19 protein-coding genes are annotated in these 26,424 nt (G+C 53.9%); 10 read left to right on the forward strand and 9 right to left on the reverse strand.

What is annotated here, in order from left to right:
* Positions 1–2: 2 nt before the first annotated feature.
* From A8990_RS15310 to A8990_RS15330, 5 genes are read right to left on the reverse strand one after another with little or no spacing between them, the layout of a single operon-like run.
* Positions 3–476, reverse strand: a complete 474-nt coding sequence (locus tag A8990_RS15310) for a GNAT family N-acetyltransferase (protein WP_181909596.1) — start codon at positions 474–476, stop codon at positions 3–5.
* A 24-nt stretch (positions 477–500) separates the two neighbouring features.
* Complete coding sequence (locus A8990_RS15315) at positions 501–1,649, reverse strand: YheC/YheD family endospore coat-associated protein (protein ID WP_116189917.1); 1,149 nt, start codon at positions 1,647–1,649, stop codon at positions 501–503.
* On the reverse strand, positions 1,649–3,025 hold the full coding sequence (locus A8990_RS15320) for a YheC/YheD family endospore coat-associated protein (RefSeq protein WP_116189918.1): 1,377 nt from the start codon (positions 3,023–3,025) through the stop codon (positions 1,649–1,651). Before A8990_RS15320 ends, A8990_RS15315 begins: the two co-directional genes overlap by 1 nt.
* A complete protein-coding gene (locus A8990_RS15325) occupies positions 3,022–4,212 on the reverse strand; it encodes a YheC/YheD family endospore coat-associated protein (RefSeq protein WP_116189919.1) in 1,191 nt (396 codons plus the stop codon). The genes A8990_RS15320 and A8990_RS15325 overlap by 4 nt, the downstream gene beginning before the upstream one ends.
* Positions 4,213–4,233: 21 nt before the next feature.
* Positions 4,234–5,595 (reverse strand): YheC/YheD family endospore coat-associated protein, encoded by a 1,362-nt coding sequence (locus A8990_RS15330; RefSeq protein WP_116189920.1) that lies wholly within the window; start codon positions 5,593–5,595, stop codon positions 4,234–4,236.
* Positions 5,596–5,869: 274 nt separating this feature from the next.
* Between A8990_RS15330 and A8990_RS15335 the strand changes: the two genes are divergently transcribed.
* Positions 5,870–7,162 (forward strand): DRTGG domain-containing protein, encoded by a 1,293-nt coding sequence (locus A8990_RS15335; RefSeq protein ID WP_116189991.1) that lies wholly within the window; start codon positions 5,870–5,872, stop codon positions 7,160–7,162.
* Here A8990_RS15335 and A8990_RS15340 read toward each other — a convergent pair.
* From A8990_RS15340 to A8990_RS15350, 3 genes are all read right to left on the reverse strand, one after another.
* Positions 7,159–7,455 (reverse strand): YtpI family protein, encoded by a 297-nt coding sequence (locus tag A8990_RS15340; protein WP_116189921.1) that lies wholly within the window; start codon positions 7,453–7,455, stop codon positions 7,159–7,161. The two genes, A8990_RS15335 and A8990_RS15340, sit on opposite strands and share 4 nt — an antisense overlap.
* A gap of 107 nt (positions 7,456–7,562) precedes the next feature.
* Positions 7,563–8,075 (reverse strand): sporulation membrane protein YtrI, encoded by a 513-nt coding sequence (locus A8990_RS15345; protein ID WP_116189922.1) that lies wholly within the window; start codon positions 8,073–8,075, stop codon positions 7,563–7,565.
* A 3-nt stretch (positions 8,076–8,078) separates the two neighbouring features.
* Positions 8,079–8,405 (reverse strand): YtrH family sporulation protein, encoded by a 327-nt coding sequence (locus tag A8990_RS15350; RefSeq protein ID WP_116189992.1) that lies wholly within the window; start codon positions 8,403–8,405, stop codon positions 8,079–8,081.
* Between the two features lie 368 nt (positions 8,406–8,773).
* Here A8990_RS15350 and A8990_RS15355 point away from each other — a divergent pair, with 368 nt between their 5' ends.
* The 9 genes from A8990_RS15355 (at position 8,774) to A8990_RS15395 (ending at position 25,184) form a co-directional block, all read left to right on the forward strand.
* A complete protein-coding gene (locus tag A8990_RS15355) occupies positions 8,774–12,505 on the forward strand; it encodes a DNA polymerase III subunit alpha (RefSeq protein WP_116189923.1) in 3,732 nt (1,243 codons plus the stop codon).
* Between the two features lie 250 nt (positions 12,506–12,755).
* Positions 12,756–13,238 (forward strand): phosphatidylglycerophosphatase A family protein, encoded by a 483-nt coding sequence (locus tag A8990_RS15360; RefSeq protein ID WP_425463910.1) that lies wholly within the window; start codon positions 12,756–12,758, stop codon positions 13,236–13,238.
* A gap of 178 nt (positions 13,239–13,416) precedes the next feature.
* A complete protein-coding gene (locus tag A8990_RS15365) occupies positions 13,417–13,611 on the forward strand; it encodes a glutamate decarboxylase (RefSeq protein ID WP_090578748.1) in 195 nt (64 codons plus the stop codon).
* 37 nt (positions 13,612–13,648) lie between these two features.
* On the forward strand, positions 13,649–14,521 hold the full coding sequence (gene accD, locus A8990_RS15370; RefSeq protein WP_116189925.1) for an acetyl-CoA carboxylase, carboxyltransferase subunit beta: 873 nt from the start codon (positions 13,649–13,651) through the stop codon (positions 14,519–14,521).
* Positions 14,511–15,512 (forward strand): acetyl-CoA carboxylase carboxyltransferase subunit alpha, encoded by a 1,002-nt coding sequence (locus tag A8990_RS15375; protein WP_116189926.1) that lies wholly within the window; start codon positions 14,511–14,513, stop codon positions 15,510–15,512. Before accD ends, A8990_RS15375 begins: the two co-directional genes overlap by 11 nt.
* 62 nt (positions 15,513–15,574) lie before the next feature.
* On the forward strand, positions 15,575–17,329 hold the full coding sequence (gene pyk, locus A8990_RS15380) for a pyruvate kinase (protein ID WP_116189927.1): 1,755 nt from the start codon (positions 15,575–15,577) through the stop codon (positions 17,327–17,329).
* Between the two features lie 86 nt (positions 17,330–17,415).
* Positions 17,416–17,931, forward strand: coding sequence for an acyl-CoA thioesterase (locus tag A8990_RS15385; protein ID WP_116189928.1), 516 nt, complete (start codon positions 17,416–17,418; stop codon positions 17,929–17,931).
* 3 nt (positions 17,932–17,934) lie between these two features.
* Complete coding sequence (locus tag A8990_RS15390) at positions 17,935–18,327, forward strand: FxsA family protein (RefSeq protein ID WP_116189929.1); 393 nt, start codon at positions 17,935–17,937, stop codon at positions 18,325–18,327.
* Between the two features lie 398 nt (positions 18,328–18,725).
* Positions 18,726–25,184, forward strand: a complete 6,459-nt coding sequence (locus A8990_RS15395) for an alpha-amylase family glycosyl hydrolase (RefSeq protein ID WP_116189930.1) — start codon at positions 18,726–18,728, stop codon at positions 25,182–25,184.
* Between the two features lie 83 nt (positions 25,185–25,267).
* On the opposite strand, the gene ytvI is transcribed toward A8990_RS15395, so the two are convergent.
* Complete coding sequence (ytvI, locus tag A8990_RS15400) at positions 25,268–26,383, reverse strand: sporulation integral membrane protein YtvI (RefSeq protein WP_116189931.1); 1,116 nt, start codon at positions 26,381–26,383, stop codon at positions 25,268–25,270.
* Positions 26,384–26,424: the final 41 nt, after the last annotated feature.

The following is a 26,424-nucleotide window of genomic DNA, read 5'->3' on the forward strand; positions in this document are numbered from 1 at the left end:
ATCTAGCTCTCAAACCGGAGCGTCGGCTTCCCCGTCGGCCCCGTATGAAGGCTGACTGCCTTCATGCCGGCACGGAAGCACATGCCCATGCTCGCCGGGTTATCGGCTGCTACGGCACAAGTAAGCCGCCCCAGGCGCTTCTTCAGCGCCTTCAGCAGCGCGCTTCCTGCGCCTTGGCCGCGGAACTCCGTCGAGACGACGACGAAGCAGGCGCGCTCGCCGCCTTCCTCCGCGAAGGCGACGGCGGCGAGCTTGCCTCCGATGACGGCAATCGCAATCGCCGCATCTACATCGCCATCAATGCCAACACTACTGCCGCCACCGCCGCCGCTCGTTGCGAGCCGAACGGCCGGAAGATCCTGAAGCGCCGCGAGCGCTGTTGCCGTAATCCGTTTATCGCCGTACCGATACAAGAAACGAGTGATCTTCTCTTTCGATGCCGACCACTGGGACGGCGATAACAGCTTTACTTGCACCCTACGCACACTCCTCGCTCTTCGCTATAGCCCGCGCATTTTCAGCAAATATTGGCTGTATTGAAAAATCCGGTCGAGCGAACGTTTGCGGATGTCCGGCTCATCGAATTTCATCGGCTTCGCATTCGCTTCGAAGAACCAAACATGGCCGTCCTGATCGACGCCGAGATCCATCGACATTTCCATCAGCTTGCGACGGGAGCCGCGCTCGATTTGCCTTGCGATAATCAGTGCGGTGTTGCGCGTCTTTATTAACAGTTTACGTGCTTCATCTTGGCCAAATACGCTGACAAGCAGCTTCTCTGGATCTTCGATGCTGCCGCCGCGCGGCACATGCGTCGTAATGCTGTAAGAACCGGCAACCCGTGCGCCGATGCCGCTAATATCCCATTGGCCGCGCCGGTTCTTCTGCACGAGCGTCCGCAGGTCGAAGGAGCGCTCATTGAACGATGCGAGCTGAATGCCCTGCTGGGCGATATACCGCTCGCCGCTGCTTTCTTTTACAATCCGTGCCCAGAGCTTCGCAATCGATCCGCAGTTGTACGTCGTGCTGCCCTTGTCGCCCTGAATCTTCAGCATGTAGGGGAGCGTCTTCTCCGGCTGCAGCTGGATCGTCATGATGCCTTTGCCCGCCTTGCCGCTGACCGGCTTCAAGTACAGGAACCGGTGCTTCAGCATCATTCGGCCGAGTCCGCCGGCAGTCAAGAGCCGGCGCGTAGCCGGAATGAACGGCAGCGTCGTGCGGGATTGGCGAAGCCATTTGAATAAGCTCCACTTGTTGAAGAACGACGGATTGAAGATTTGAATTTGCGGATGGCTGACGCAGAGCGCGATTTTGCGCTTCACTTCCGGCTGCAGCTCATCCTCCCGGAGCGGAATCCGGTTATAGATCAAGTTCGGCAGAGGGAACTTCTGACCGATCCATGTGTCCGTATCCCGGTCGTAGGTAAAGCCGTCAAGCAGCTTCCGACGAAGCTTCAGCTGCTTGACAGTGACGACATAAACGATGAAGCCATGCTCGGCACCGGCTGTAATGATGTCGGCGAAGTTGCTGCGATTGCCGCGAAACAGCTGAATATCATCTTCAATGGTCAATATGGCGAGAACGGGCTGCTTTCCCTGAATGATGGCGGCAGCTTCGTCAGCAGTATCCTCGTTAAATACGAGTGCCATCAATCCTCGCCTCCTTGCCCCGTGAACTTGCTTAAATACATGCAGTGCTCGAGGATGTGATTGACCGACTCCCGTCCTTGCGCACGGAGCTGAGGATGGCTGAATATCGAACGGCCCGGCTTCGCATTGGCTTCGAACATCCACACCTCGCCGTCCTTGTCGATTCCGATATCAAGGCCGAGCTCGCCAAGGGTGTGCGGAAAGTTGCGCTCGATTGCTTCCGAAAGCTTCACGGAAACCTCCTTCGCTTTCGTCAGCATCTCGTCGGCGCGCTCTCCGAATGCCCGGCCAAGCGCTTGCTCAGGCGTAAGCAGCTGACCACCGTTCTTGATATGCGTCGTTACGCTGCCGCGGCCAGCTTTCTTCGCGCCGATGCCGACCGGCACCCATTGGTTGCTGCCGTTCTTATGCATATGAAAGCGGAAGTCGATCGGGCAGCCGTCGATTTCGATCAGCCGCACGCCTTGCTGGCTCACGTATCGACCCAGTCCGCTGCCATGTCTCGTTTCCAGCATGCGCATCAGGCTGTTGAAGTTCGTAAAGCGCAGCAGGACATTGGTGCCGCCTCGGCGGTAACGGGCGAAGTAACCGCGCTTCGGATGATACGTCAGCCGATAGATGCCGATGCCGAGGCTGCCTGCTGTCGGCTTGAAGTAGATGAACTGATGGTTCTCGAGCATCTCTTTTATTTTTTCCGATCGAGGGTTCGTAACGGACTCCGGCAAGTGCTCCAGTGCCTCTACGTCCTTGTCGAGCAGCTTATACACGTCGGATTTGTTGAAGAAGCTCCAGTTAAAGAACGGAACGCCTTTGCGGATGAACCGTTCCCGCAAGGACATGATCGTGGACGTCGTCTCGGCAATACGGCTAGGCAGCCGGTTGTAGACGACATCGGGAAGCGGAACGACCTTGCGGTACCAGCCGCCGGTACTGTTCAGGAAGTAACCGTTGATGGTGCCTTGATTCCAGTTCACGTCCCGCGGTGTGAAGGCGAAGAAGTATGCCTTGCGTTCTCCCATCCGAAGCAGCTGGCGAATATAACCGGAGCGGGAGCCGAAAGGCGACTCGCTGGACCTGCCGCCGTCCGTCAGGACGCCGATGAGCGGACCAAGCTGAATCTCATTTTCTTCTCCTTGGATATAGGAGATGCTGCCTGCTTTCGGCACGCGGATCGATTGGCGGACGCCTGCGGACAGATAGAGATGATGCCCTTGGCGCTCAATCGTTTTGACCGATGCGGTTATACTTTCATGACCAAGCTTTAATTGGATCGTCTTCTTGCCGGCAAGCTTCAGCGATTTAAGGAGTGAGCCCGACACATAGACGATACGCTCGCTAGATGGTGAGAAGTGTACATGACAAGATGTCAAACTCATGGATGAACCTCCTGGATGTATCTCCCTTGATTTCGGTTTGATTGGAATACCGGTTTCTGTCTGGCTGCGACATGCAGCGCATATTGAAGCGGCCTTAGGACTGCAGTTTCATATGTGCGCTCATTATCCTCAAAAGATTGGCGGCCCGGCCTGCTGTTTGCTTCCAGCAGCCATATCCGGCCGTCCTGCTCAATGCCGAAGTCGATTCCGAGTTCGGCAAGCCGTCCGAAATGCTGCTCCAGCACTTCGGCTGCGCATTCGCTGATGCGGCGGATGAGCTGCAGCATGCGTGCCGCGGCTTCTTCGCCGAAGCGCCCCGCGAGTGCGTCTTCGGCATTTGCGGCCGTTCCTCCGCCGTGCAAATTCGAGGTAACGCTTCCGCTCTCGCCCGTGCGGACAGCCGCGCCGGTGAAGGTCCATCTTCCGAAGCCGTCCTTCTGCACAAGCGAGCGAACGTCGAAGGGGCAGCCGTCTTCGTCAATCAGCTTAAGGCACGGCTGAATGACGTAAGGCGCTCCCGCAGTGAACCTTCCAATCCAGCTGCTAGCGCTGCGCAAGCCGGTGAACGCATGTGAAAGAGGACGGTTCCTTCGGTCTCTGCCATCGATCTGCCAGCCGTCTCCCGCCCGTATTAGTCGAAATGCACCTCTGCCCTGCGCGCCGGCAGAAGGTTTCATGAAGATGCCGTCCGCATGCTGGCTCGCAGCAAGCTCGAGGCTGTGCGTGCCGGAGTAGCCGATCGAACGCGGCACATGCGGCGCTATCTTGGCATTGCCGCTCAGCACGCTGTACACGTACAGTTTGCCGGGCAGCGAGCCGTTCAGAAGCGTATACGGCTTTAATCGTTTGAGCTCATTCAGTGCTTCTATCGTCAGTGCATAGTGATCGGATGACTTAGGCAGCGCCCGATCATAGACAAGGTCGGGAAGCGGGAATGATCCCGCTTGCCATTCGCCGCCCCGCAGCTGATAGCCGCGAAGCAGCCGGTTCGCTGCATAGGGGACGCTGGTGGCGCAGAAGAAGTAAACGAGCAGACCGAGCGAATGCGAAAGACTGCTCAGCAGACGGCAGAAAGAGTCCTCCGGCAATGTGGAAGGCGACTTGCTCTCGCCTTGACCGGAAGCGGACTTCGGACGAATTTCACTGATCAGTACGCCAAGGACTGGGGATTGTTCAGAGATAGCCATGCGGACGCTACCTCCTTTTCGTTAAAATTCGGCAAGATGCCGGGCATAGCGAATCATGTTGCGGACGGATGGACGGATTTTGTTATCCTGCAGCGGAGTATTGTCGTTCTTGGACGGTTTCGAGTTCACTTCAAGCAGCCAGACCCGGCCGCTCGAATCCAGCGCGAGATCGATGCCGAGCTCACCGAAATGAGCAGGGATGTGCGTATCGATTCCTTTCGCGATTTCAAGCGCGGCGCGCGTCAGCTTCGCGGGTGCGTCGCTGCTGCCCGAGAGATTCGACTTCGCGACCGCTTCCCGAACGGTGCTGAGCGTTCCGCCTCTGGCCAGGTTGGATACGAAATGATTGCTTCCGGCTGTACGTGCGACGATTGAAGTAAGCATCCATTTGCCCGTTTCATTCTTTTGCACGAGCGCTCGGAAATCAACCGGCCGCCCCATAATATCGATCAAATGCAGCCCCTGCTGGATCTGGTAACGCACCGTCTTCATTTTGCCGTTGATGGAAGCGTACAGTTTGGCGATTCCGTTAAAATGCTGCCTTCGCGTTCCCAACGTTGTAGCATACTGCGCAGAGTACGAATCGGTGTCGATTCTGGAGATACGAATGATGCCTTTGCCTAGACTGCCGCGCACCGGCTTGAGAAAGACGGTGTTGTACTTGCTGCACATCGACTTCAGCATCGGCAGGCTGCGCAGCACATGTGACTCCGGCAAATACCTGGTCAGGGAGGCGTCCTTCATCAGCGCTTCGAACACTTCGGATTTATCGAGAAACTTCTCGTTGAACACCGTGCTGCCATGCCGCAGCTTCACTTCTTTGATAAACTGCTGCACATTCGGGCGATTCTCCAGCTTGCGGCTCGTTAACCGGTTGTTGACGACATCGGGAACGGGCATCATCACTTTCCGCCAGCCATCGGAGTAGACCCATCCCTCGACGTTATTGAAGTTATCTGTCACGTGATCAGGTGTGAAGAAATAAACATGCGCGCCTTGTGCGGCGCAGGCATCGACGAGCTCCTTGCAGAACATCGTGATGGAGCCGAACGGCCGATCTCTTGTTTCGGGATCGTCGCGGCTGATCAGCACCCCGATGAGCGGGCCGAGCGCGAGCGTGGATGTATCGTAGCTATAGCGGATGCGAAGCGACGAACTCGAGAACAAGCCCATCTTTCTTGCCAGGCTTTGGCCGATGCGCATGCCGTCGAAGCGTTCGACCGGCACCACTTTGACATAATGGCGAAGCGCTCCAAACTTCAGGATGACCGGCTGTCCTTGCGGTATTTTCCACTGTCTTAAATAAGCATCGCCGAGCATTATGGCATCATCAGGCAAGATGCCTGGGCTGATGACCTGAACGGCGACTTTGGATTTCAGCATCGACGAAGCTCCTTCCAGGCTGGAGGATGACGAGGTGCAGCTTCTCGGTCTTAAACAGTTACACACGAATTAATTCATCATATGAGGACAGATATACCTTGGTGATTGGCGGACAGCGTCGACACTATGAAAAATAGGCATTTGACATGCGTTTTTTCTGAAAACTTGACCTGCTTTCTGCTACAATAAGACATATCGATAACAAGACAAGGAGTGACCGTCCGTGGCATCCGGAGTGAATGGACTAGAAGCGCTAACGAAACACGAGCGTCTTATGCAATATATCCAGCAGCTCGAAATCGGTACCAAATTATCGGTGCGCACGATGGCGGAGGAGCTCGAAGTGAGCGAAGGCACCGCGTACAAGGCGATCAAGGAGGCGGAAGCAGCCGGGCTTGTCAGCACGAAGGAACGGATCGGCACGGTCCGCATTCAGCGCCGCAACCGGGAGACGCTAGATCGGCTGACATTCGGCGAGGTCGTCGAGATCGTGCAGGGCGAGCTGTTCGGCGGTAGAGCGGGACTTGATAATACGCTGCATAAATTCGTCATCGGCGCGATGGAGCTCGATGCGATGGTACGGTATATCGACGCAGGCAGCCTGCTCATCGTCGGTAACCGGGAAGGGGCACACCGATGCGCGCTCGAGCAAGGCGCGGGCGTGTTGATTACGGGCGGCTTCGGCACAAGCGAAGTGATCAAGAAGCTTGCAGATGAGAAGGGACTTCCGATCCTGTCATCCAAGTACGACACATTTACTGTCGCTTCGATGATTAACCGGGCGATGTTCGACAGGCTCATTCGTCAGAAGATTATGCTCGTCGAAGACATCGTCACTTACAGCCGTTCGGTTGAGACGATGCGACTTGGCGAGACGAAGAGCGACTATATGCTGCTCGCGGCACGCGTCGGCGGCACGCGGTTCCCCGTACTGGATGACCGGGGCCGAATTGTCGGCATGATGACAGCGAAGGATGCTGAGGGCGCGCTGGATACGCAGCTCGTAGACAAGCTGATGACGCGCAGTCCGATTACGGCGGCGCCGAATATTCCAATTGCGTCCGCTGCGCATACGATGGCGGCCGAAGGAATCGATCTGCTGCCGATCGTCGATAAGAACCGTAAGCTGCTCGCGGCGCTTAGCCGTACGGAAGTGCTGGAAGCGATGCGCTATGCCGGCAAGCAGAAGGAGTCCGGCGAGACGTTCGATGAATTGATTGGCGCGGGATTCGTGAAGAAAGAGACGGAGCAGAGTGATTGGCTCTACGAAGGGCGCATTACGCCGCAAATGTCAGGGACATTCGGGACCATTTCTGAAGGGGTGCTGGTGACCTTAATGACGCAGGCAGCTCGAGGGCTTATTCGGGAGATGGGGAAGCGGGATTACATCATTGAGAGCATGACGACGTATTTCGTAAGGCCGATTCAGCTGGAAAGCGAAGTCGTCATTGAGCCGAGCCTGCTGGAGATGAGCCGCAAGAGCGCCAAGCTCGAAATCGAGCTGAAGGACCCAAGCGGCCTCGCTGCCAAAGCGATGCTGACGGCGACATTGATCGATCCGTATTAACCTTTCATCGAGCGGTAGATGCTGTTGTTGCGCAGCCCCGCGAACAGGTTGAACAGGCCGAGTACGATAAACAGCGCGCCGATAATGACTTTGATCGTCGATCCGTTATAAGCGAGCATGACGAACAGGGCGATGAAGATGAGCATAATGCCCATGCACATATTCATGCGTGAGGCATAGATGCCCTTTTGCCGCGTATCGGTCGAACGGCGCGCTTTAAAGCTGTAAAATACCGAGAATAGCGATGCGCCGATAATCACAATGACGATCAGCCAGTGTAGTGTGGATACCATGACGTTGAAGCAGCTCCTTTGTGTGCTGTACAGCTTGACTATGTAGTCCCATTGTAGCATGAATTGCTGTTCCAGCGAAAATAAGGCTGCCTGCCCGTCTGTGTCGATTATGTGATCGGCCTGTCATACAGCGCTGCCTTGAACCATACCTGCAGCACATTATCGACGACGAGCATCGTCCGGATCTCGACGCTGAACTCTTTGCCGTTATCGAGCAAATAGATTTTGTTATCCAGCAGCTCCCTGCCAAGCTCGCCGTTCGCGTTAATCTTGTAGATGCTCGTACCGATAAACACGCTTAAATCTTTCCTCAGCTTGTCCTTCAGGGCCAGCTTCGTCTGCTCGTCCGACGGACCGGGCTTGTCACCTTCCTTATTATCCAACAAGATCGGCTGTACGGTCTTAATGACCGTATGCTGATCTTTAAATTTATTCAGCTTCTCGATCCGATCCTCGTATTCAATCAGCTTATCCTCAAGCTCCGTATTCGTATCTCGCAAAGCGTTAAAACTCATAAAAAAGACTGCATGGTAGGCCATCGCGCCTAGTATTGCGCCTAGCACGACGAAGGCGCATGCCTGCATCAGCATCGTATACCTTTCGAAGGGCGGAACTCGCATCGGTCAGACCGCCCCTCTGCACAGCCAGCGAATCAGCTCGGTTCCCATATGCGCGCCGAGAAAGGCGCAGAGGATGTAGAAGATTTGGAGCACAACCGGCGATAGATGCCCTTGAATCATATTGCTCTCAATGACGCGCATCGGGTCGATCGTGCCGCCGACTGCGGCGACAAGCGCCCAAATTTTGAGCCGCGATGCCGTATCCAGCATGATGTCTGCAGGAGCTGTAAGCACGAACACCGAGCCGATCCCGGCCAGCATTGAGCCGCCGAATACGACGCCAAAGGCGATGAAGAAGTCGATCGTTGCTTTCGATAAGAAGGAGTCCATCTTGTCCATTACACCCTTCCCGTGGAATGAGAGGGTACGGGCGCCCTAGCGGCTCGTCCCTCTAGTCCATTCTATGGGCGAGCAAGGCGTCAATATGATAAACTAGTATAAAATGATGCGAGCCAAGCAAGCGGGTATGAGTCTATAGTGGAAAAATCCAGTGAAGAACGGTGTTTCAAGTGGAATTGGCGAGCTATAGTGGATAAATCCACTCAACTCGCTTCAAAAATAGTGATTTTGGCTGTTTTGACTAAAAATGAGTGGAAAAATCCAATGTAGACGTCGGAAAAGGCTGATATCGGGCTAAATGAATGGATTTATCCATTATAGCTAGCAGGATGCTACTAGTAAGAAAGAAGGAACGAACAATGAGCGGCGAACGCGATTTTGTCCATTTGCACGTGCACAGCGAATTCAGCCTGCTCGACGGGGCTGCTCGGATTAAAGACTTGGTTGACCAGGCTTCTGGACTTGGGATGAAGGCGCTCGCCCTTACGGATCACGGCGTCTTGTACGGCGCAGTGCCATTCTATAAAGCTTGTATCGCGAAAGGCATTAAGCCGATTATCGGCTGCGAGGTTTATCTGACGACGGGCTCGCGCTTCGACAAGGGTGCGCGCAAGGATAACCCGATCTATCATTTGATACTGCTCGCGAAGAACGAGACAGGCTATCGGAACCTGATGAAGCTGAGCTCGATCGGCCATTTGGAAGGGTTCCATTACAAGCCGCGGATCGATTTTGAAGTGCTGTCCGAATTCTCCGAAGGGCTCATCTGCCTCAGTTCCTGCTTGGGCAGTGAGATTGCTCAGCATCTTCTTCATGACCGCTACGAGCATGCGCTGAAATCTGCGGAGAGATACCGCTCGATCTTCGTCGACGATTTCTATCTCGAGCTGCAGGATCATGGGATGCTGGAGCAGAAGAAGGTGCTGCAAGCGACGCTCAGATTGGCGGAGGAGACAGGCATTCTGACGGTTGCGACGAACGACGTTCACTATTTGAAGCCGACTGATGCTGCTGTTCAAGACGTTCTGATCTGTATCGGCACCGGCAAGACAGTGGAAGACGATGATCGTCTGAAAATGATGACGGACCAGATGTACCTCAAGAGTGCGGATGAGATGGAGCTGCAGTTCCGCCAGGCGCAGGATGCGGTTGCCCGTACGGTGGAAATTGCGGCAAAATGCCAGCTTGAGCTGACGTTCGGCCGCGCGCTGCTGCCGAAGTTTAGCCCGATTCCTGCGGGAATGAACTCGGCGGACTACTTGTCCACGCTATGCCATGAAGGTCTTGAGGCGCGATATTCGGGCGATCCGGCATGGACGACGGAAGCGGGACGCAAGGAACGAATCGAAGAACGACTCAATTATGAGCTTGGCGTTATTGAGAAAATGGGCTTTAGCGACTATTTTCTTATCGTGTGGGACTTCATTCGCTTTGCCCATGAGCAGGGTATTCGGACAGGTCCGGGACGGGGTTCGTCTGCGGGCAGCCTTGTCGCGTACTCGCTCAACATTACCGATGTCGATCCGATCAAATATAAGCTGCTCTTCGAGCGGTTTTTGAACCCGGAACGGATTACGATGCCGGATATCGATATTGACTTTAACGATGAGCGCCGTGACGAGGTCATCAGCTACGTGTCTGCAAAATACGGTGAAGAGCATGTGGCGCAGATCATTACGTTCGGTACAATGGCGGCAAAAGCAGCCGTACGCGACGTTGGCCGCGCGATGGCGGTCCCGTTCGGCGAGGTGGATCGGGCGGCGAAGCTGATCCCGAACCAGCTCGGCATTACGCTTGCAGAAGCGATGCGGGTCAGCACCGAGCTTCGCGAAGCGGCAGAGCGCCAGCCGAAGACGGCGGATCTGCTGCGGATGGCGCTCAAGGTGGAAGGAATGCCGCGGCATGCTTCGACGCATGCGGCAGGCGTTGTTATCTCCGGCGAGCCGCTCACGCATTATGTGCCGCTGCAGGCGGGAAGCGAGAAGACGGCGCTGACGCAGTATTCGATGGAACATCTTGAATCCGTCGGATTGCTCAAGATGGACTTCCTCGGTTTGCGTACGCTGTCCATTCTGGAACGCGCGCTTGACTGGGTGAAGAAGCAGCAGGGCATTACGGTTGATTTTCGCTTCATTCCTGACAATGATCCGGCGACATACGCGATGCTTACACGGGGCGAGACAACGGGTATATTCCAGCTCGAGTCCGCAGGCGTCCGGCGTGTGCTGAAGGAGCTGAAGCCGACTCAGTTCGAAGATATCGTCTCGGTCCTTGCGCTGTATCGTCCAGGTCCGATGGAGTTTATCCCGAAATATATTGCCGGTAAGCATGGCCTTACCGAAGTAGAATACCCGCATCCGTCCCTGGAGCCGATTCTTGCCGATACGTATGGCATTATCGTGTATCAGGAACAAATTATGCAGATTGCTTCGGTGATGGCAGGCTTCTCGCTCGGCGAAGCGGATTTGCTGCGCCGTGCCGTTTCGAAGAAGAAGCGCGAGGTGCTCGATGAGCAGCGCGCTCACTTCGTAGAAGGCAGCTTGCGTCAAGGCTACGCCGAGAAGGATGCGCATGCCGTTTATGATATGATCGTTCGTTTCGCGGACTATGGCTTCCCGCGCGCCCATGCTGCGGCGTATGGTGTACTTGCATTCCAGACCGCTTGGTTGAAGGCGAATCATCCTGTGCCGTTCATGGCTTCCATGCTCGCCTCGGTTACAGGCAGCCAGCGGAAAACGGCGGAGTACGTGGATGAATGCCGACGGATGGGCATCGATGTGCTCCCACCGGATGTCAACGAGAGCAATGTGACGTTCACGCCGGTGAACGGCGCGGTTCGATTCGGCCTTGCGGCAATCAAGAACGTTGGCACGCAGGCAATTGAATCGCTCATGAAGGAGCGGGCTGACCGTCCTTTCGAGAGCTTGCTTGATCTATGCCGCCGCGCTGACCTGCGCGTTGTGAACAAGCGGGTGCTGGAGTCGCTTATTCAGGCAGGCGCATGCGATTCGCGATGGGGACACCGCGCGCAGCTTGTCGCGGTGCTGGATGAGACCGTGGAGGCCGCGCTCAAGTGGCGGAAGGAGCGCGAGGAGCTGCAGATCGAACTGTTCGGCTTCGATGAAGTGCAGAACTGGGATGTGGAGATGCCGGAAGTGCCGGCGTATACGACCGGCCAGATGCTGTCTCTGGAGCGCGAGCTGCTCGGCATGTACTTGTCCGGGCATCCGCTTGACGCGCATGAGGCGGAGCTTGGAGAATTGCCGCTAGACCGTCTCGTGGATTTGACGGAGGTGCCGGACGGGTATTTCGCGATTGTAAGCGCAATGGTCGTGTCGGCGAAGCATTTTACGACGAAGAAAGGACAGGCGATGGCCTTCCTTGAAGTCGAGGATCGTATCATGCGCGTCGAGGCGGTCGCATTCCCGACGATATGGAAGCGCCACTCGGCTGCGCTCGATCCGGGCAGCCTCGTCATTGTGCTCGCCAGCGTGCAGCATCAGGATGAGGACTATAAGCTCCTCATCGAGGATGTCGTGCCGCTTGGCGGCGGCACTGGAATGGGCGGCGCGGCCATCGATGTGGCCGCGCAGGTGCTGCGGCTGCAGCGGCAAGCCCGCAGCCGCAGCAGCGAAGCCGCGACGCGCGCCGGCGGCGGAGCCTCGCGGCCCGCGCAGGCGCAGGCGAAGCCGTCCGCGCCGGCGCAGCCGGGCAGCGCGAGCGCGGCCGCACCGCGCCAAGCGGCAGCTTCGCCTGCCGCTGGAGCGCCGCAGCCGCGCGCGAGTGCGCCGGCCTCGGCGCAAGCCGCGGCTCAGCAAGCTGCCCCGGCGAAGCCGGCTCCTGCCGCCGCAGCGCCAAAACGGCCGCAGCGGCTCTACGTCAAAATCGCCGCAGGCCGCGAAGACTCCGCTTCGCTCGCAAAGCTGAAATCGCTGCTAACGAGCAGCCCAGGCCTCTATGAAACTGTCCTGTTCTACGAGCGCGAAGGACGGACTTTGGCGCTAAGTGACGCCTTCCGTATCAAACCTTCGCAGCAGCTGCTGTCGCAAATCGAGTCGATATTTGGTAAAGGGTCGGCAGTTGTGAAATAATAACGCTAATGGACCCGAATAAACGGTTTTCTTAGTGCAAAAGGTTTTGTTCAGTAGAGGCACATGTTGATATGAAGCTGCATACATTTAGGAGACACAGAGCTATTTTGCAATCGCTGTATAGGTTGCAAGCAGCTGTGCAATTCGCCGCTTGTATGGGCTGAAGCAGCCAGGAAACGGAGCGAACGCTCCCCCTGTCTCCTCCCAATTCGTACAAGCTGATGCGGGGGGATGAACAGTGTCGTCCGATATGGAGAAATGGCTGAACAGACGCGGTGTTTCGGTTAGCGATGTTGCGGATATTGTATTTTCGCTGCAGCGTCCGTATAATCCGGCTTTGACCTATGAAGAATGCGAGGAGAGCGTGCTTGCCGTGCTTAGCAAGCGGGAGGTGCAATACGTCCTGTTTACGGGGATTGCGCTGGATGAACTGGCAGAGCAGAAGCTGCTGCCGGCGCCTCTTCAAGCCATTATGGAAGCGGATGAATCGCTCTACGGCGTTGACGAAACGCTCGCGCTCGGCATTACGAATGTGTATGGTATGATCGGACTTACAAGCTTCGGCTATCTCGATAAAGTGAAGCCGGGCATCATCCGTAAATTGAATGAGAAGGGCACGCATGTGCATGTTTTCTTGGACGATCTCGTCGCAGGCCTCGCCGCTGCCGCATCCGCAAGGATAGCGCATCAGGATCCGAAAGCGAACCGGTACGAAGTCACGGACACGCCTTAAGGAGCGCTGCCGCTTTCCGGGTCTGGAATAAGTACGCTGCAGAGGCGCCGTTGCGATGAAAAGCAATCATGTGATATCATGATGACATCATGTGTCCAAATAACATGTGTTCATTTTGCGGCTTATGCCTATAAGTGCGTTCAGATGTTCTTTTTATCATTGCAAGGAGGTACTCTTCATGTGGACGGTTATCTATATCGCGCCTACGGCAAAAATTGCGGAGAGCATCAAAAACCGGCTGACCCAAGAAGGGTTTCTCGTAAAAATCAGACCAATCAACGTATCGAAACAGCAATACGAGATATTGGTCCCGTCTGGCGAACTGGAAGAAGTGCAGGAAGTGCTGAACAATATTCTAAACTCGGGGCGGTAATCACTTAAACTTACTGCGTTCCAAAGAGGTGTCACTCGTGTTCAAGGACTTATTTCATAAAAAGAAGTATGCCACAATACCTTCGGGACAGCCGCGTACGAAGCCGGATATTCCGGAAGGCTTGATGTCCAAATGCCCGAAGTGCGGCAACATTCAATTTAGCAAAGAAGTCGAGAAAAACTTAAAAGTATGTCCGAGCTGCGGTCATCATTTCCGGCTTAACGCCTGGGAGCGCATCGCAATTACGCTCGACGAAGGTAAACTAACGGAGCTGGATGCGGAGCTCGAATCCGTCGATCCGCTCGGTTTCCCTGGTTATGCAAGCAAGCTGGAAGCGCAGAAGAAGAGCTCCGGCCTTAAAGATGCGGTTGTTACAGGCACAGGGACGATCGGCGGTCTGCCGGTCGTCGCCGCATTCATGAGCTTTGATTTCTTCGCAGGCAGCATGGGTTCCGTTGTCGGCGAGAAAATTACCCGTGCGATCGAGCATGCGCACGCGAACAAGCTTCCGATGATCATCTTCTCCACATCGAGCGGCGCGCGTATGCAAGAAAGTATCCTAAGCCTCATGCAAATGGCAAAGACAAGTGCAGCCCTTGCGAAGTTCCAAGGCGACGGCGGTCTGTATATTTCCGTTATGACCGATCCTACAACAGGCGGCGTCTCCGCAAGCTTCGCGATGCTTGGCGACTTCAATTTGTCCGAGCCTGGCGCGCTCATCGGCTTTGCAGGCCGAATCGTTATCGAACAAACCATTCGTCAGAAGCTGCCGGACAACTTCCAAACTGCGGAGTTCAACCTGCAGCACGGACAGCTCGACAAGGTGGTACACCGTAAAGAAATGAAAGCTACACTTACGAAACTGCTTGATATGCATTCGGTAAAGGGGGAAATTATCAATGGCGGGTGAGCTGCCGTTTGAGAAGCCGCTTAACGAGCTGCAAAAGAAAGTCGAAGAGCTGAAGAAATTCGGCCAGGAGTCGGGCATCGATTTCAGCGATGAAATCGCCCGACTGGAAGAACGCTGCAAACAACTGCAAGAAGAGCTGTACAACGAATTGACGCCTGCTCAGAAGATGCATCTGGCGCGTCATCATGGTCGCCCTACGACGCTAGACTACATAGGGATGATTTTTACAGACTTTATCGAGCTTCACGGCGATCGTCTGTTTGCCGACGATCTTGCGATCGTTGGCGGTCTGGCGAAGATAAACGGCCTGCCGGTGACGGTTATCGGTCATCAGCGCGGCAAAGACACGAAGGATAACATTGCCCGTTTCTTCGGCAGTCCGCATCCGGAAGGGTTCCGCAAGGCACTCAGACTGATGCAGCAAGCGAACAAATTCGGACGTCCAATCGTAACGTTCATCGATACGAAAGGCGCTTATCCAGGCAATACAGCGGAAGAACGCGGTCAATCCGAAGCGATTGCCCGTAATTTGCGTGAGATGGCGGTGCTTGGCGTACCGATCATCTGCGTCGTAATCGGCGAAGGCGGTAGCGGCGGCGCACTTGCGCTTGGCGTCGGCAATCGTGTGCTCATGCTGGAAAATGCGATTTACTCTGCGATTTCGCCTAATGGCGCTGCATCGATTTTGTGGAAAGACGCTGGTCGAGCAGATGAGGCGGCAGGCGTGATGAAGATTACGGCCGTCGACTTGAAGGAGTTCGGCATTATTGAAGAGATCGTTGCCGAGCCGCAAGGCGGAGCGCACCGTGATCTAGCTGAGCAGTCGGAGACGATCAAGGAAGCGATCTGGCGTCATATTGGCGAATTGGCGGGGCTTACGCCGGAGCAGTTGATTGAAGATCGATACGAAAAATTCCGCCGCATCGGACAGTACCGGACACCTGCGCCAGATGCGAATCAGGTTCAAGAGGTTGAATCTGCCGGCGTTTAAAATAATGACTGTACAACGATAACGACATTGTGATCGTGCAGACGGAGGATGGAAAATTACTTATGCGTAAAACGAAAATTGTATGTACAATCGGGCCTTCCAGCGAATCGCTCGAGAACACGAAGAAACTGATCAATGCAGGCATGAACGTAGCTCGTCTGAACTTCTCCCACGGAGATTTCGAAGAGCACGGCAACCGGATCAAGAACATCCGCCAAGCTTGCTCAGAGCTGGGCACAACCGTTGCGATCCTGCTTGACACGAAGGGCCCAGAGATTCGTCTTGGCAAATTGAAGGAAGAGCCGATTGAACTCAACCAAGGCGAGACGATTACGCTGACAACGGAAGAAATTCTCGGCGACCGTAACCGTATTCCGGTTACTTACTCGAATCTGCCTGCAGACGTTCACGAAGGCTCGACAATCTTGATCGATGACGGTTTGATCGGCTTGACGGTTGAAGAAGTCGAAGGCACTGAGATCAAATGCCGTATCGTGAACAGCGGTCCAATCAAGAGCAAGAAAGGCGTTAACGTTCCTGGCGTACACATCTCCTTGCCCGGTATCACAGAGAAGGACGCGAACGATATCATCTTCGGTATCGAGCAAGGCATCGACTTCATCGCGGCTTCGTTCGTGCGTAAAGCGACTGACGTGCTTGAAATCCGTGAACTGCTTGAGAAGCATAACGCAAGCCACATCCAAATCATCTCGAAGATCGAAAACCAACAAGGCGTCGACAACCTGGACGAAATCCTTGAAGTGTCCGACGGCCTTATGGTTGCGCGCGGCGACCTCGGCGTAGAAATTCCAGCTGAAGAAGTACCGCTCGTACAGAAGAAAATGATTCAGAAGTGTAATCTCGCAGGCAAGCCGGTTATCACGGCTACGCAAATGCTGGATTCCATGCAGCGTAACCCGCGCCCGACTCGTGCGGAAGCAAGCGACGTTGCGAACGCAGTCTTCGACGGCACGGACGCCATTATGCTTTCCGGCGAGACGGCTGCCGGCAAATACCCGGTAGAATCGGTTCAAACCATGTCCCGTATCGCAGTTCGTGCGGAAGAGACGCTGAACTACCGTGAAATCTTCACGCGTCAAGCGAATGCGCAGCAAACAACAGTAACAGAAGCAATCAGCCAAGCTGTTGCCAACTCTGCTCTTGATTTGAACGCAAAAGCGATTATTACATCCACAGAGAGCGGCTACACAGCGCGTATGATCTCCAAGTACCGTCCGAAATCGCCGATCATCGCGGTAACGCCGGCCCAGCAAGTGATGCGCCGTTTGGCTCTTATCTGGGGTGTAACGCCAGTTCTTGGCACACCAGCCCAAACGACGGACGAAATGTTCGACATCGCCGTTCAAGGCGGCATTAGCTCCGGCATGGTGAAGCTTGGCGATACGGTTATCATCACAGCGGGCGTACCAGTTGGCCGTTCCGGTTCGACGAACCTGATCAAGATCCACACGATCGGCGAGATGATCGCTAAGGGTCAAGGTATCGGTACACAAACAGCAACGGGCAAAGTCGTTGTAGCGCGCACGCCGCAAGAAGCGATCGCGAAGACAACGGAAGGTTCGATCCTTGTAACTGTTTCGACAGACAAAGAATATATGCCAGCGATCTCCAAGGCAGCTGCGGTAATCACGGAGCAAGGCGGGATCACTAGCCATGCAGCGATCGTAGCGTTGAACCTGGGTATCCCGGTTATCCTAGGCGTACAGAACGCGCTTGAGCTGCTGCAAGACGGTTCGGAAGTAACGGTATATGCTGAAGTTGGCGTTATCTACTCCGGACAAGCTAAAGTGATGTAAGAAGATGATTGAAAGATCGATCAGAAGCGATGGTGCCTTACGGTGCTGTCGCTTTTTGTTCAAGTTCAAAAGTAGGTGATCGGATAATGAAGGAAGAGAATGCGGCTGAGAAGAAAGTCATATGGCATCTGCATCCTTTGCGCGTCCGGTATCAGGAAACGGACCAGATGGGCGTTGTCTTTCACGGCAATTATTTGACTTGGTTTGAGATTGGGCGAACGGAGCTGGTCAGATCGCTTGGCATGTCGTACATCGAGATCGAGAAGGCAGGGCTGCTTCTCCCGGTTGTCGATATCGATTGCTCGTATGTATCCCCGGCTCGTTATGACGATGTCGTTATGATTTGTACACGTATTGAGGAGCTTTCGCCGATTCGGATGGCATTCCGGTCGGAAGTTCGTCTTGCGGAGTCTTCGGAAACCATCCCGCGTTGGTGGCATGGGTCAGTGCCGCCGGGCAAGCTGCTGACGAAAGGCGGCACCCGCCATGTGTGGGTCAATGGAGATTGGCGCCCAGCGAGGCTGGATAAGCCTTTTCCGGCTGTCTATGCTCGTCTGCAAGCAGCCGCAGCTGGTGAGGTGCAAGAGGAAGGGAGCGCGTAACCGATGTTAAAGTGGCTCATCGCTGCAATCATCCTTATTCCGGCAATCGAGATGTGGGGCATTATCCAAGTGGGTCATGCCATCGGCGGCTGGACAACTTTCGGTCTCATTCTGCTCACGGGTTTCGCAGGTGCGCAGCTTGCGCGCCTTGAAGGACGCAAGGCGATTGAAGATGTGAAGCTGCATCTCCAGAGCGGTAAACCGCCGGGTCATGCAATGCTGAACGGCATTTGTGTTCTTATCGGCGGCTTGCTGCTCTTAATGCCGGGCTTCTTCTCCGACATTGTAGGGATCACCATGCTTTTCCCGTTAACGAGGCCGTTCTATCGCATGATGATCTACCGTTGGCTGGAGAATAAGCTGCGGAACGGGTCGTTTGTCATTCGAAGAAGGTAAGTAGCGATATGTATTGCATGCTAATAGCAGCGGAACAACAGAGATATCTCTTGTTCCGCTGTTTTTTTATTTATATTTGTGCCAAGTTTGCACAGATTTCACGCTATTTTATGCTCTTCTTGCATAAAAACGAGACTTGGATACCATTGACAGTAAAGCGTTTTCATAATAAGATGTAAACACTGAAACAGGCTGTTTACCTAGGTTTAATGCGGAAAATCGAACAGTCTTGTCAATCGCTGTAAGTTCTCCGGCATAAAAGGCGAAGCATGGAAAAAATTCTCTGGAAAGGGGTTTGTTCGTCAATTTGTGCAAACGTTTTCTCAAAAAGTTAGGATGATATACCCATTTATGGAAACCCCACTCGACATCGTTAATTTCAACAGGGAGGCTAAGAAATGAGAGCTTTTGCAATCATATGCGGTCGGCGTTATTGGGCACCACTCTTATTATCTATTCTTGTGGTTGTGCAAGCAGTTGGCATGTTACCGCAGCAGGCAGCAGCAGATGCTGGTGCTGCAACGTACGCGGAGGGCGGGAAAATTCATTTTGTGCTTCCGAAAGCAGCGCTCGCGATATCGGCGAAAGGTAGTTATAACAACTGGAGCGATCCGGCAGTGACGCTGAACGATGAAGACGGAGATGGCGTTTATACGGCTGATATCGCTGTTGATTCGCCGAATCATGAATACGTTTACAAGTTTATTGTGAACGGGAATATGATGGACGGTTCTGATTTACCGATCACATCTGATCAGGACAGCAACATTCATCTTGCTTATACGCCGAAGCTCAAGGTGGCGGGCGGCTTCGATACGAATGCGTTTGGCGTGCAGCATGAAATGCCGCTCGTATCGGATGCTTATCAATTCACGACCGACACGCTCGCTGACAGCGTTTATTCTTATAAGTTCATTTCGGGAGCGGATGGCTTGCCAGATATTTGGTTCAACGATCCGACGAACAGCAACATCTCGGGCGGCAATAACAAAATAACTGTCGGAACGCCGCCGGTGTCCTCTGTTGCGGCGGATACCTTCGTCGATCAGCCGGGCGGCAACCACAAATGGGTTGTTGTCGGCTCTTTCCAGGGCTGGAGCAACGGCTCTACAGAAACGCAGATGAAGCATCTCGTCGGCGAATTCTACGCCTATTCGACCGTGTTGGATGCCGGCCAGTATGAGTTCAAAGTCGTACATCAAGGGACATGGGACGGCTATTCTAACAATGGCAACAACATCTCCTTTACCCTAGCGGCTCAGACGAAAGTGAACTTCTACGTGAATGATGAGCTGGGTCAGGTGCGGATCAGCTTGCCGAATGTCGCGGGTGCTGCGCAATATGTGCCTTCGATAGATGCCGCGAATTGGCCGCGTCTTGTAGGTGATATCCAGAAAGTATTCGGCGAGGCGGAATGGTCACCTGACAAAGCGAAGCAAATGTTCGTCGACTATAATTTCGACGGCTCGCTGTTCAAGCTGCAGCGGACGCTTCCGGCAGGCCGATATGCAATGAAGATTGTAGAGGGCGATGACTGGGATGGGAATGTGAATAACTATGGCACGGGCAATGAAGATTTCATTCTTCAAACGCTTGATCTCGCGGACGTCACGTTCTCGACGGTACTCGCAGACCGTACCATTACGACGAACTATAAGCCGGCGGATAGTCAATTCGATGGCATGATTCATCGCGACAAGCTGGTGTTCGACTCCCGCTCGGTTACGTACAAGAAGCCTTTCGGCGCGATCAAGGAAGGCTCGGAGGATGTGACCCTGCGCATTGCTGCAGAGGCTGGAGACGCACAGATCGTGCGCGCCGAGCTCACCAACCCGGAAGGGCTTGCTTCGACGTTTGATATGCATAAGGCAACTTCGTTCAATGATAAGGATTATTGGGAAGTAACGATTCCGGCTTCAACGTTCCAAGGCATTGGCGTATGGGGATACAAATTTATTCTCATCGACGGGCCTTCGAAGGTGGAATACGGGGATGACAGTTCACGCGGCGGCAGCGGCGCATCGGCGGACGAAGGCGCGCTCCCGTATGATTTGACCGTTTACGAGAAAGATTTTCACACGCCGGATTGGATGAAGAATGCGGTTGTATATCAAATATTCCCTGATCGGTTCATGGATGGCGACAAAACGAACAATCGTTCCAAGCTCGTTGACGGCTACCGCGGCGGCGATGTACTGCCGGGCGAGACGTTGACAGAGAAGAATGGTCACAAGCTGCAATATTTTGACGGAGGAGTTCCAAACGATCCAGCATCGGGTCAGGTAGATGGAACTTGGTCTGACGTGCCAGAGAACCCGGATCGGACGACGCCGGAGCAGCAGCCTTATTTCCCAGGGGCGACTACCGATGGCTTATGGACGAATGAATTCTATGGCGGCGACATCGAGGGCGCTTCGCAGAAGCTTGACTATTTAAAATCGATTGGCGTCAATGTCATTTACTTCAACCCAATCGCCTGGGCGGCTTCTAACCATAAATATGATGCGACAGACTACCAGCATCTTGATCCAATGTTCGGAGAGCCGGTTTACAATACTCCGGGAGACCCGACCTCGGGACTGAACTATGAAGCAACACGCGTTGCTTCGGACCGAGTGTTCACGGACTTCACGAAGAAAGCGAGCGAAATGGGCTTCAAGCTGATCGTAGACGGCGTGTTCAACCACGTTGGAGATGACTCGATCTACTTCGACCGCTATGAGAAATATCCCGAAATCGGCGCATACGAGTTCTGGGCGAAGGTGTATGACAAAGTGAACAAGAATGGTGCGACGCTCGAAGAGGCGAAGCAGCAGACGATCAACGCGTTTACGGCTCAGATTAATCCTGCAACGGGGAAGCATTATGCGTACCCTGCTGATTTTGACTTCACCAACTGGTTTACGGTTTCGAATGAGCAGGTAGATGGGCACTACAAATATGAAGGCTGGTGGGGCTATGATTCGTTGCCTGTCATTGATGCACCGCAAGCGTCGGAAGGCGACAGCGAAGGGCTGCCCGGCAACCACGAGTGGAACGTGCAAGGCTATCGCGATCTCGTAATCGGTCATGATTTGAACGGCAAGTCCGACGAAGAGGCGGAAGCGATGATGCAGAAAGCCAACTCGCAGCGCTGGGAGTGGATGGGGGCAACCGGCTGGCGTCTTGACGTTGCGCCTGACGTATCCTCCGGTACATGGGAGCAGTTCCGCAAAGCTGTCAAATCTACGGTTGGCCGCACGGACAGCAACGGCAACAAGGTTCCGGATCCGATCATTCTTGGCGAAGAGTGGGGAGTTGCAACTCGTTTCCTGCTCGGTGATCAATTCGACTCGGTTATGAACTATCGTTTCCGCGGCGCGCTGCAAAGCTTCATTATTAGCGGCAATGCCAAGCAGTTCAACGACGCATTGGAATCGATCCGTGAGGATTATCCGGCTGAGGCATGGCAAGTGATGCTGAATCTGGTTGATTCCCACGATACGATCCGCTCCATTACGAAATATGACAAGCCGGAGTGGGAAGAAGAGCATTTGGCGATTGCTCCTGAAGCATCGGATAAAGCACTTAAGATGCAGGCGCTCACAGCTATTTTCCAAATGGGGTACCCAGGCGCACCTACAATCTATTATGGCGATGAGGTCGGCTTGACAGGCACGAAGGACCCGGATTCACGCCGTACATTCCCATGGGAACGGGTGTCTGGCGCGAGTGGCAATTATGCCGGCGTTGGCAAATATGCATCGTTGTTTGACACGTACCAGAAAGCAGCCAATGCTCGCCAGAACAATGAAGCATTCCGCACAGGCGAGCTGAAGAACGCATACAATCAGGGCGATGTCATTGCGTATGCGCGCAAGACAGATAAGCATGCGGGTCTTGTCGTCGTGAACCGAGGCACATCGGACGTTACGATTCAGGCGAATGTTGCCGGGTTCTTGCCGGAAGGGCTGAAACTTGCAGATCAACTGGGCAGCAACATGGAAGGAACGGTTTCAGGCGGCGTTATTGCGTTGACCGTGAAAGCGATGTCAGGTCTGATGATGTCGTCAACGACGGAGCTTGCGCTAGTTCCACAAGTGCTGCATGTAGCTGCAGTTGGAGGCAATGGCGAGGTTTCGCTGACATGGGACGCTGTCGACGATGCTACGGGCTATAATGTATATCGCGCCGCGATTGAAGGCGGACAATTGGATTTCGCAGGTCACGCGGATGGAAATACATGGGCGGATACAACCGTGGAGAACGGCAAGAAGTACTACTACACCGTTACCGCCGTTACGGACAGTGGTGAGAGTCTGCTAAGCGAATATGCGTCAGCGACGCCTTCTTTTACAATCGAGGGAGTTGCCATCACGCAACAATCCGCTCCAGTCACGCTTGGGGTTGGACATAAGACTGGAGAGATCGAGGTAACGGTCAACATTCCGGGATTGACTGACAGTTCAACGTATGCCTCCAAAGAAGCGCCAAACCTCATCGCACGCCTTGTTTACTACAAGGAAGGCACGGATAAGGCAAAGGCAGAAACGACGAAGCTGCGTTACAAGCAGGACACGGAGAATGGTCGGAAAGTATATTGGGCTTCCTTTGAGCCGATAGAAACGGGCGCCTACTATTTCTTCGCCCAAGTATCGAGCGATAATGGATTCACCTTCTCTGAGTCGACCCAGTCCTATGTCGATGTATATGCAGACAGTAACGATACGACTGCGCCGGAAGCACCTCTGCTCGCCGACATTACAACGGAGTCGAATCGCGTGCAGTTGAATTGGACCGCCGCACAGTCGGGGGAGACGCCGCATCATTACGAGATTTATCGCAAAACGGCGGATTCGGAGTACACACGGATTGCGACTGCCGATAACACAGCGAAATCCTATGTAGATTTTACGGTGAGTAACGATACGGCTTACACGTATAAAGTGGCAGCAGTAGATGGAGCGTACAATCGCGCTTTCTCCGGAGATCAGTCCGTCACGCCTAAGCTTGTCATGGTTGATGTGAAGCTGCGCGTTCATCTGCCAAGCTACACGCCGGTTCAAGACGATATCTACTTGGCAGGCGATCTGAACGGTTGGAATTCGTCGGGTTATAAGCTGAGCGTGCCAAGCGGTGCGACAACACGCGATGTTGTGGAATACAGCTTCAAAATGATGGCCGGCAAGTCTATTCAGTATAAATATACCCGAGGTACTTGGGAGACAGAGGCATTGACTTCGCATGCCCGTCTTGCGAATGACACCGTGGATTCCGGCAATTACGCTTACTCATCGACAGATACGAATATGCAGCTCACGATCAAGAACCAAGGCGGCAACACGATGGTTGTGGACGATTACGTTCTGCGCTGGGTAGATATGCCGATGATTGTGACGATGCCTCGGATTTCGTATGGAGATGACATTTCGTATACGACGGATGAAGATACTTTTACGCTAAAAGCGAACGTTCCTTACGGTGTTGACTTTACGATTAACGGTACCCCAATCAAGCCATCTGAGATGAGTGCAACGGGTGATGTACTCGTAGAGAATGTTCCACTTAAGGTGGGTAAGAACACATTCACGCTGCATATCGAGCCGAGTGACGAGACGCTGGGGCTGCCGTGGTATACGGATGCTGGCCGCGCAAGCCAGGCGACGAAGACGTTGAAGCTTGAGATTACAAGAGAAGGCGATGATACAGGCACACCGCAATCGCCTCCAGATGATCACAACACTCGTACAGATGCAAATAAAGTGACGTTCACGGAGACACAGCTGCAGACAGCAATCAGCAATGCTTCTTATAACGGTAACGTCGTGCTGAGCGCAGAAGGCAAGAGCCAAGTGGTGCTTCCTGCGAATACAGTCGCTCTGCTCGGAGGCAAGCAGCTCGAGATCAGACAAGGAGATGTCGTCATTGCTGTGCCGAGCGAGAACTTGAGCCAGCTGATTGCGCTTGGCGGTCAGCCGTCTGCAGGCGGCAGTATTTCGCTGCAGATGAAACCACTGAGCGGTCAAGCGAAGCAAGAGCTTCTGAATAGATTGGACCATCAAGCTGACACGCACTTGCAAGGCGCTTCGGAAATTTATGATTTCCGTCTCGCGCAAGTAGGCGCAGATGGTAAGGAAACAGCAGTGCTCAGTCAGTTTACGAAGCCGATTACACTCACGTTCAAATTGAACGGCGACGCGAACAAGAAGCTTACGGGTATCTACTATATTGCGGATAACGGTAAGCTCGAATATGTGGGAGGCAAGCTGAACGCAGATGGTACGATGACTGTGGAAGTGGTTCACTTCTCCAGCTATGCGGCTCTGGAATACGACAAATCGTTCGTTGATGTCCCGCTCTCGCACTGGGCGGCGTCGATGGTAAGAGAGCTGGCTTCGAAGCATATCGTGAACGGGACAGAAGAGAGGCGCTTCGAGCCGGGCCGCAGCGTATCGCGTGCGGAGTTCGCGGCATTGCTTGTACGCGCTTTGGAGCTGAAGTCAGCGAAGCCAGCTGCTTTCGAAGATGTACCTGCGAGCGCATGGTACGCCGGTGACGTGGCGGCAGCGGCGGAAGCTGGCATTGTTCACGGCCGCAGTGCAGCGTCATTCGCGCCGAATGATTCGATTACTCGCGAGGAAATGGCAAGCATGCTTATTCGTGCGTACGAAGCGAAGAATGGCAACAAGGAAGGAAGCGGGGCGGAGCTAGTCTTCAAGGATGCAGAGATGATCAGTGCTTGGGCGAGGGATGCGGTTCAAGCGGGCGTTAAGCTTGGTCTTCTTAACGGGATAGACGGCGGGCACTTCGATCCGAAAGGCAGCACGACACGCGCGGAAAGCGCGAAAGTCATCTACAAGCTGCTTGGTTTGGAATAGTTAAGAAAGAAAGGACCTCAGACGCCACTTTATGGTGGTGTCTGAGGTCCTTTTCTAGTTCATTTGGTTGTTCATTTAGCCGGTCATTTAGGCCCTCGGACGACGAACGAATACAGGTCTCGAAACACATTTGCCTTATGTATCGTTGACAGTATGACAAGTGAAACGGGCCCGATAATGAGGCCGATGACGCCGAACAGCTTAAGCCCGACGAACATCGCGATTAGTGTCGGCAGCGCTTCGAGCCCGACGCTGCTTGCGAGTACCTTCGGCTCGATCATTTGCCTGCAGACCAGAATGATCCCGTAGAGGATCGATAAGCTTATACCAAGCGAGACTTCACCATAGATGAACGTATACGCGATCCATGGAATCATCGCAGCGCCAACACCGAGATAAGGCAGCAGATCGACGAGGCCGATGAGCATTCCTATCGTAATCGCATAATCGACACCGATGATGAGCAAGCCGATCGTTACCACAATGGCCGTAATTGAAATCATAATAAATTGGGCGCGCAAGTAGCCGAATAAAGCTTTTTGCAGGTCGACCCAGACAACGGATGTGGATTGTCTGATTTGTTCCGGGAACCAGTTCGTCATCCGCTTGACATAAATGGACCAATCTTTCGATATGAAGAATGCGGCAAGCAGAACGACTACCGAGATTGTGGCTACATTTGGCAAGGAAGTAATAATATTCACAATACCATTTAAGAAATAGGTTATAATATTGGTACTTGTTTGTGCGAGCAAATTGGCCGTATCGGATATTCGGGCGTTAATGGTCTCGTGATAGTTCGGATTGGCATCGTAGAAGGAATTGAGCTTGTCGATCAGGTTTTGAATTTCCGGCGAGGCGGCAATCGACTTGAATTCATCACTCCACCAGTCGATAGAGTTGCTGAGCGATTTCGACAAGTGTATGATTTCGACAACGATGCGCGTCACGAGAGCGGACACTATGGTAAGCATCGCTGCGACGAAGACAAGCAGCGTCAGAGTGACACCAATCCACCGCGGCAGCTTCAGTCTCCGGTTCAGCATGTTAACGATCGGATTAATGGCATAAGCGAGAAGCCAGCCGAGTAAAAAAGGATATACGAGAGGCGTTACATAGATAACAGCCAGCACTGCGCCTATCAGTCCGATAAGCAGCAGAAACGCGCGCCATACCCGTTTCCAAATGACACGATCCATCTAACGATCACTCCTTATAAAATGCATAGCGGTATAGTATT

It is taken from the genome of Paenibacillus taihuensis, assembly GCF_003386535.1.
GTDB lineage: Bacteria > Bacillota > Bacilli > Paenibacillales > Paenibacillaceae > Paenibacillus_Z > Paenibacillus_Z taihuensis.

Coding starts and splice junctions, on each gene's coding strand:
- A8990_RS15355 (WP_116189923.1), top strand. CDS start 8,774: ATGAGCGGCGAACGCGATTTTGTCCATTTGCACGTGCACAGCGAATTC.
- A8990_RS15320 (WP_116189918.1), bottom strand. CDS start 3,025: ATGAGTTTGACATCTTGTCATGTACACTTCTCACCATCTAGCGAGCGT.
- A8990_RS15330 (WP_116189920.1), bottom strand. CDS start 5,595: ATGCTGAAATCCAAAGTCGCCGTTCAGGTCATCAGCCCAGGCATCTTG.
- A8990_RS15340 (WP_116189921.1), bottom strand. CDS start 7,455: ATGGTATCCACACTACACTGGCTGATCGTCATTGTGATTATCGGCGCA.
- A8990_RS15360 (WP_425463910.1), top strand. CDS start 12,756: ATGGAGAAATGGCTGAACAGACGCGGTGTTTCGGTTAGCGATGTTGCG.
- A8990_RS15335 (WP_116189991.1), top strand. CDS start 5,870: ATGCAATATATCCAGCAGCTCGAAATCGGTACCAAATTATCGGTGCGC.
- pyk (WP_116189927.1), top strand. CDS start 15,575: ATGCGTAAAACGAAAATTGTATGTACAATCGGGCCTTCCAGCGAATCG.
- A8990_RS15395 (WP_116189930.1), top strand. CDS start 18,726: ATGAGAGCTTTTGCAATCATATGCGGTCGGCGTTATTGGGCACCACTC.
- ytvI (WP_116189931.1), bottom strand. CDS start 26,383: ATGGATCGTGTCATTTGGAAACGGGTATGGCGCGCGTTTCTGCTGCTT.
- A8990_RS15325 (WP_116189919.1), bottom strand. CDS start 4,212: ATGGCTATCTCTGAACAATCCCCAGTCCTTGGCGTACTGATCAGTGAA.
- A8990_RS15385 (WP_116189928.1), top strand. CDS start 17,416: ATGAAGGAAGAGAATGCGGCTGAGAAGAAAGTCATATGGCATCTGCAT.
- A8990_RS15350 (WP_116189992.1), bottom strand. CDS start 8,405: ATGGACTCCTTCTTATCGAAAGCAACGATCGACTTCTTCATCGCCTTT.
- A8990_RS15390 (WP_116189929.1), top strand. CDS start 17,935: ATGTTAAAGTGGCTCATCGCTGCAATCATCCTTATTCCGGCAATCGAG.
- A8990_RS15375 (WP_116189926.1), top strand. CDS start 14,511: ATGGCGGGTGAGCTGCCGTTTGAGAAGCCGCTTAACGAGCTGCAAAAG.
- A8990_RS15365 (WP_090578748.1), top strand. CDS start 13,417: ATGTGGACGGTTATCTATATCGCGCCTACGGCAAAAATTGCGGAGAGC.
- A8990_RS15315 (WP_116189917.1), bottom strand. CDS start 1,649: ATGGCACTCGTATTTAACGAGGATACTGCTGACGAAGCTGCCGCCATC.
- A8990_RS15345 (WP_116189922.1), bottom strand. CDS start 8,075: ATGCGAGTTCCGCCCTTCGAAAGGTATACGATGCTGATGCAGGCATGC.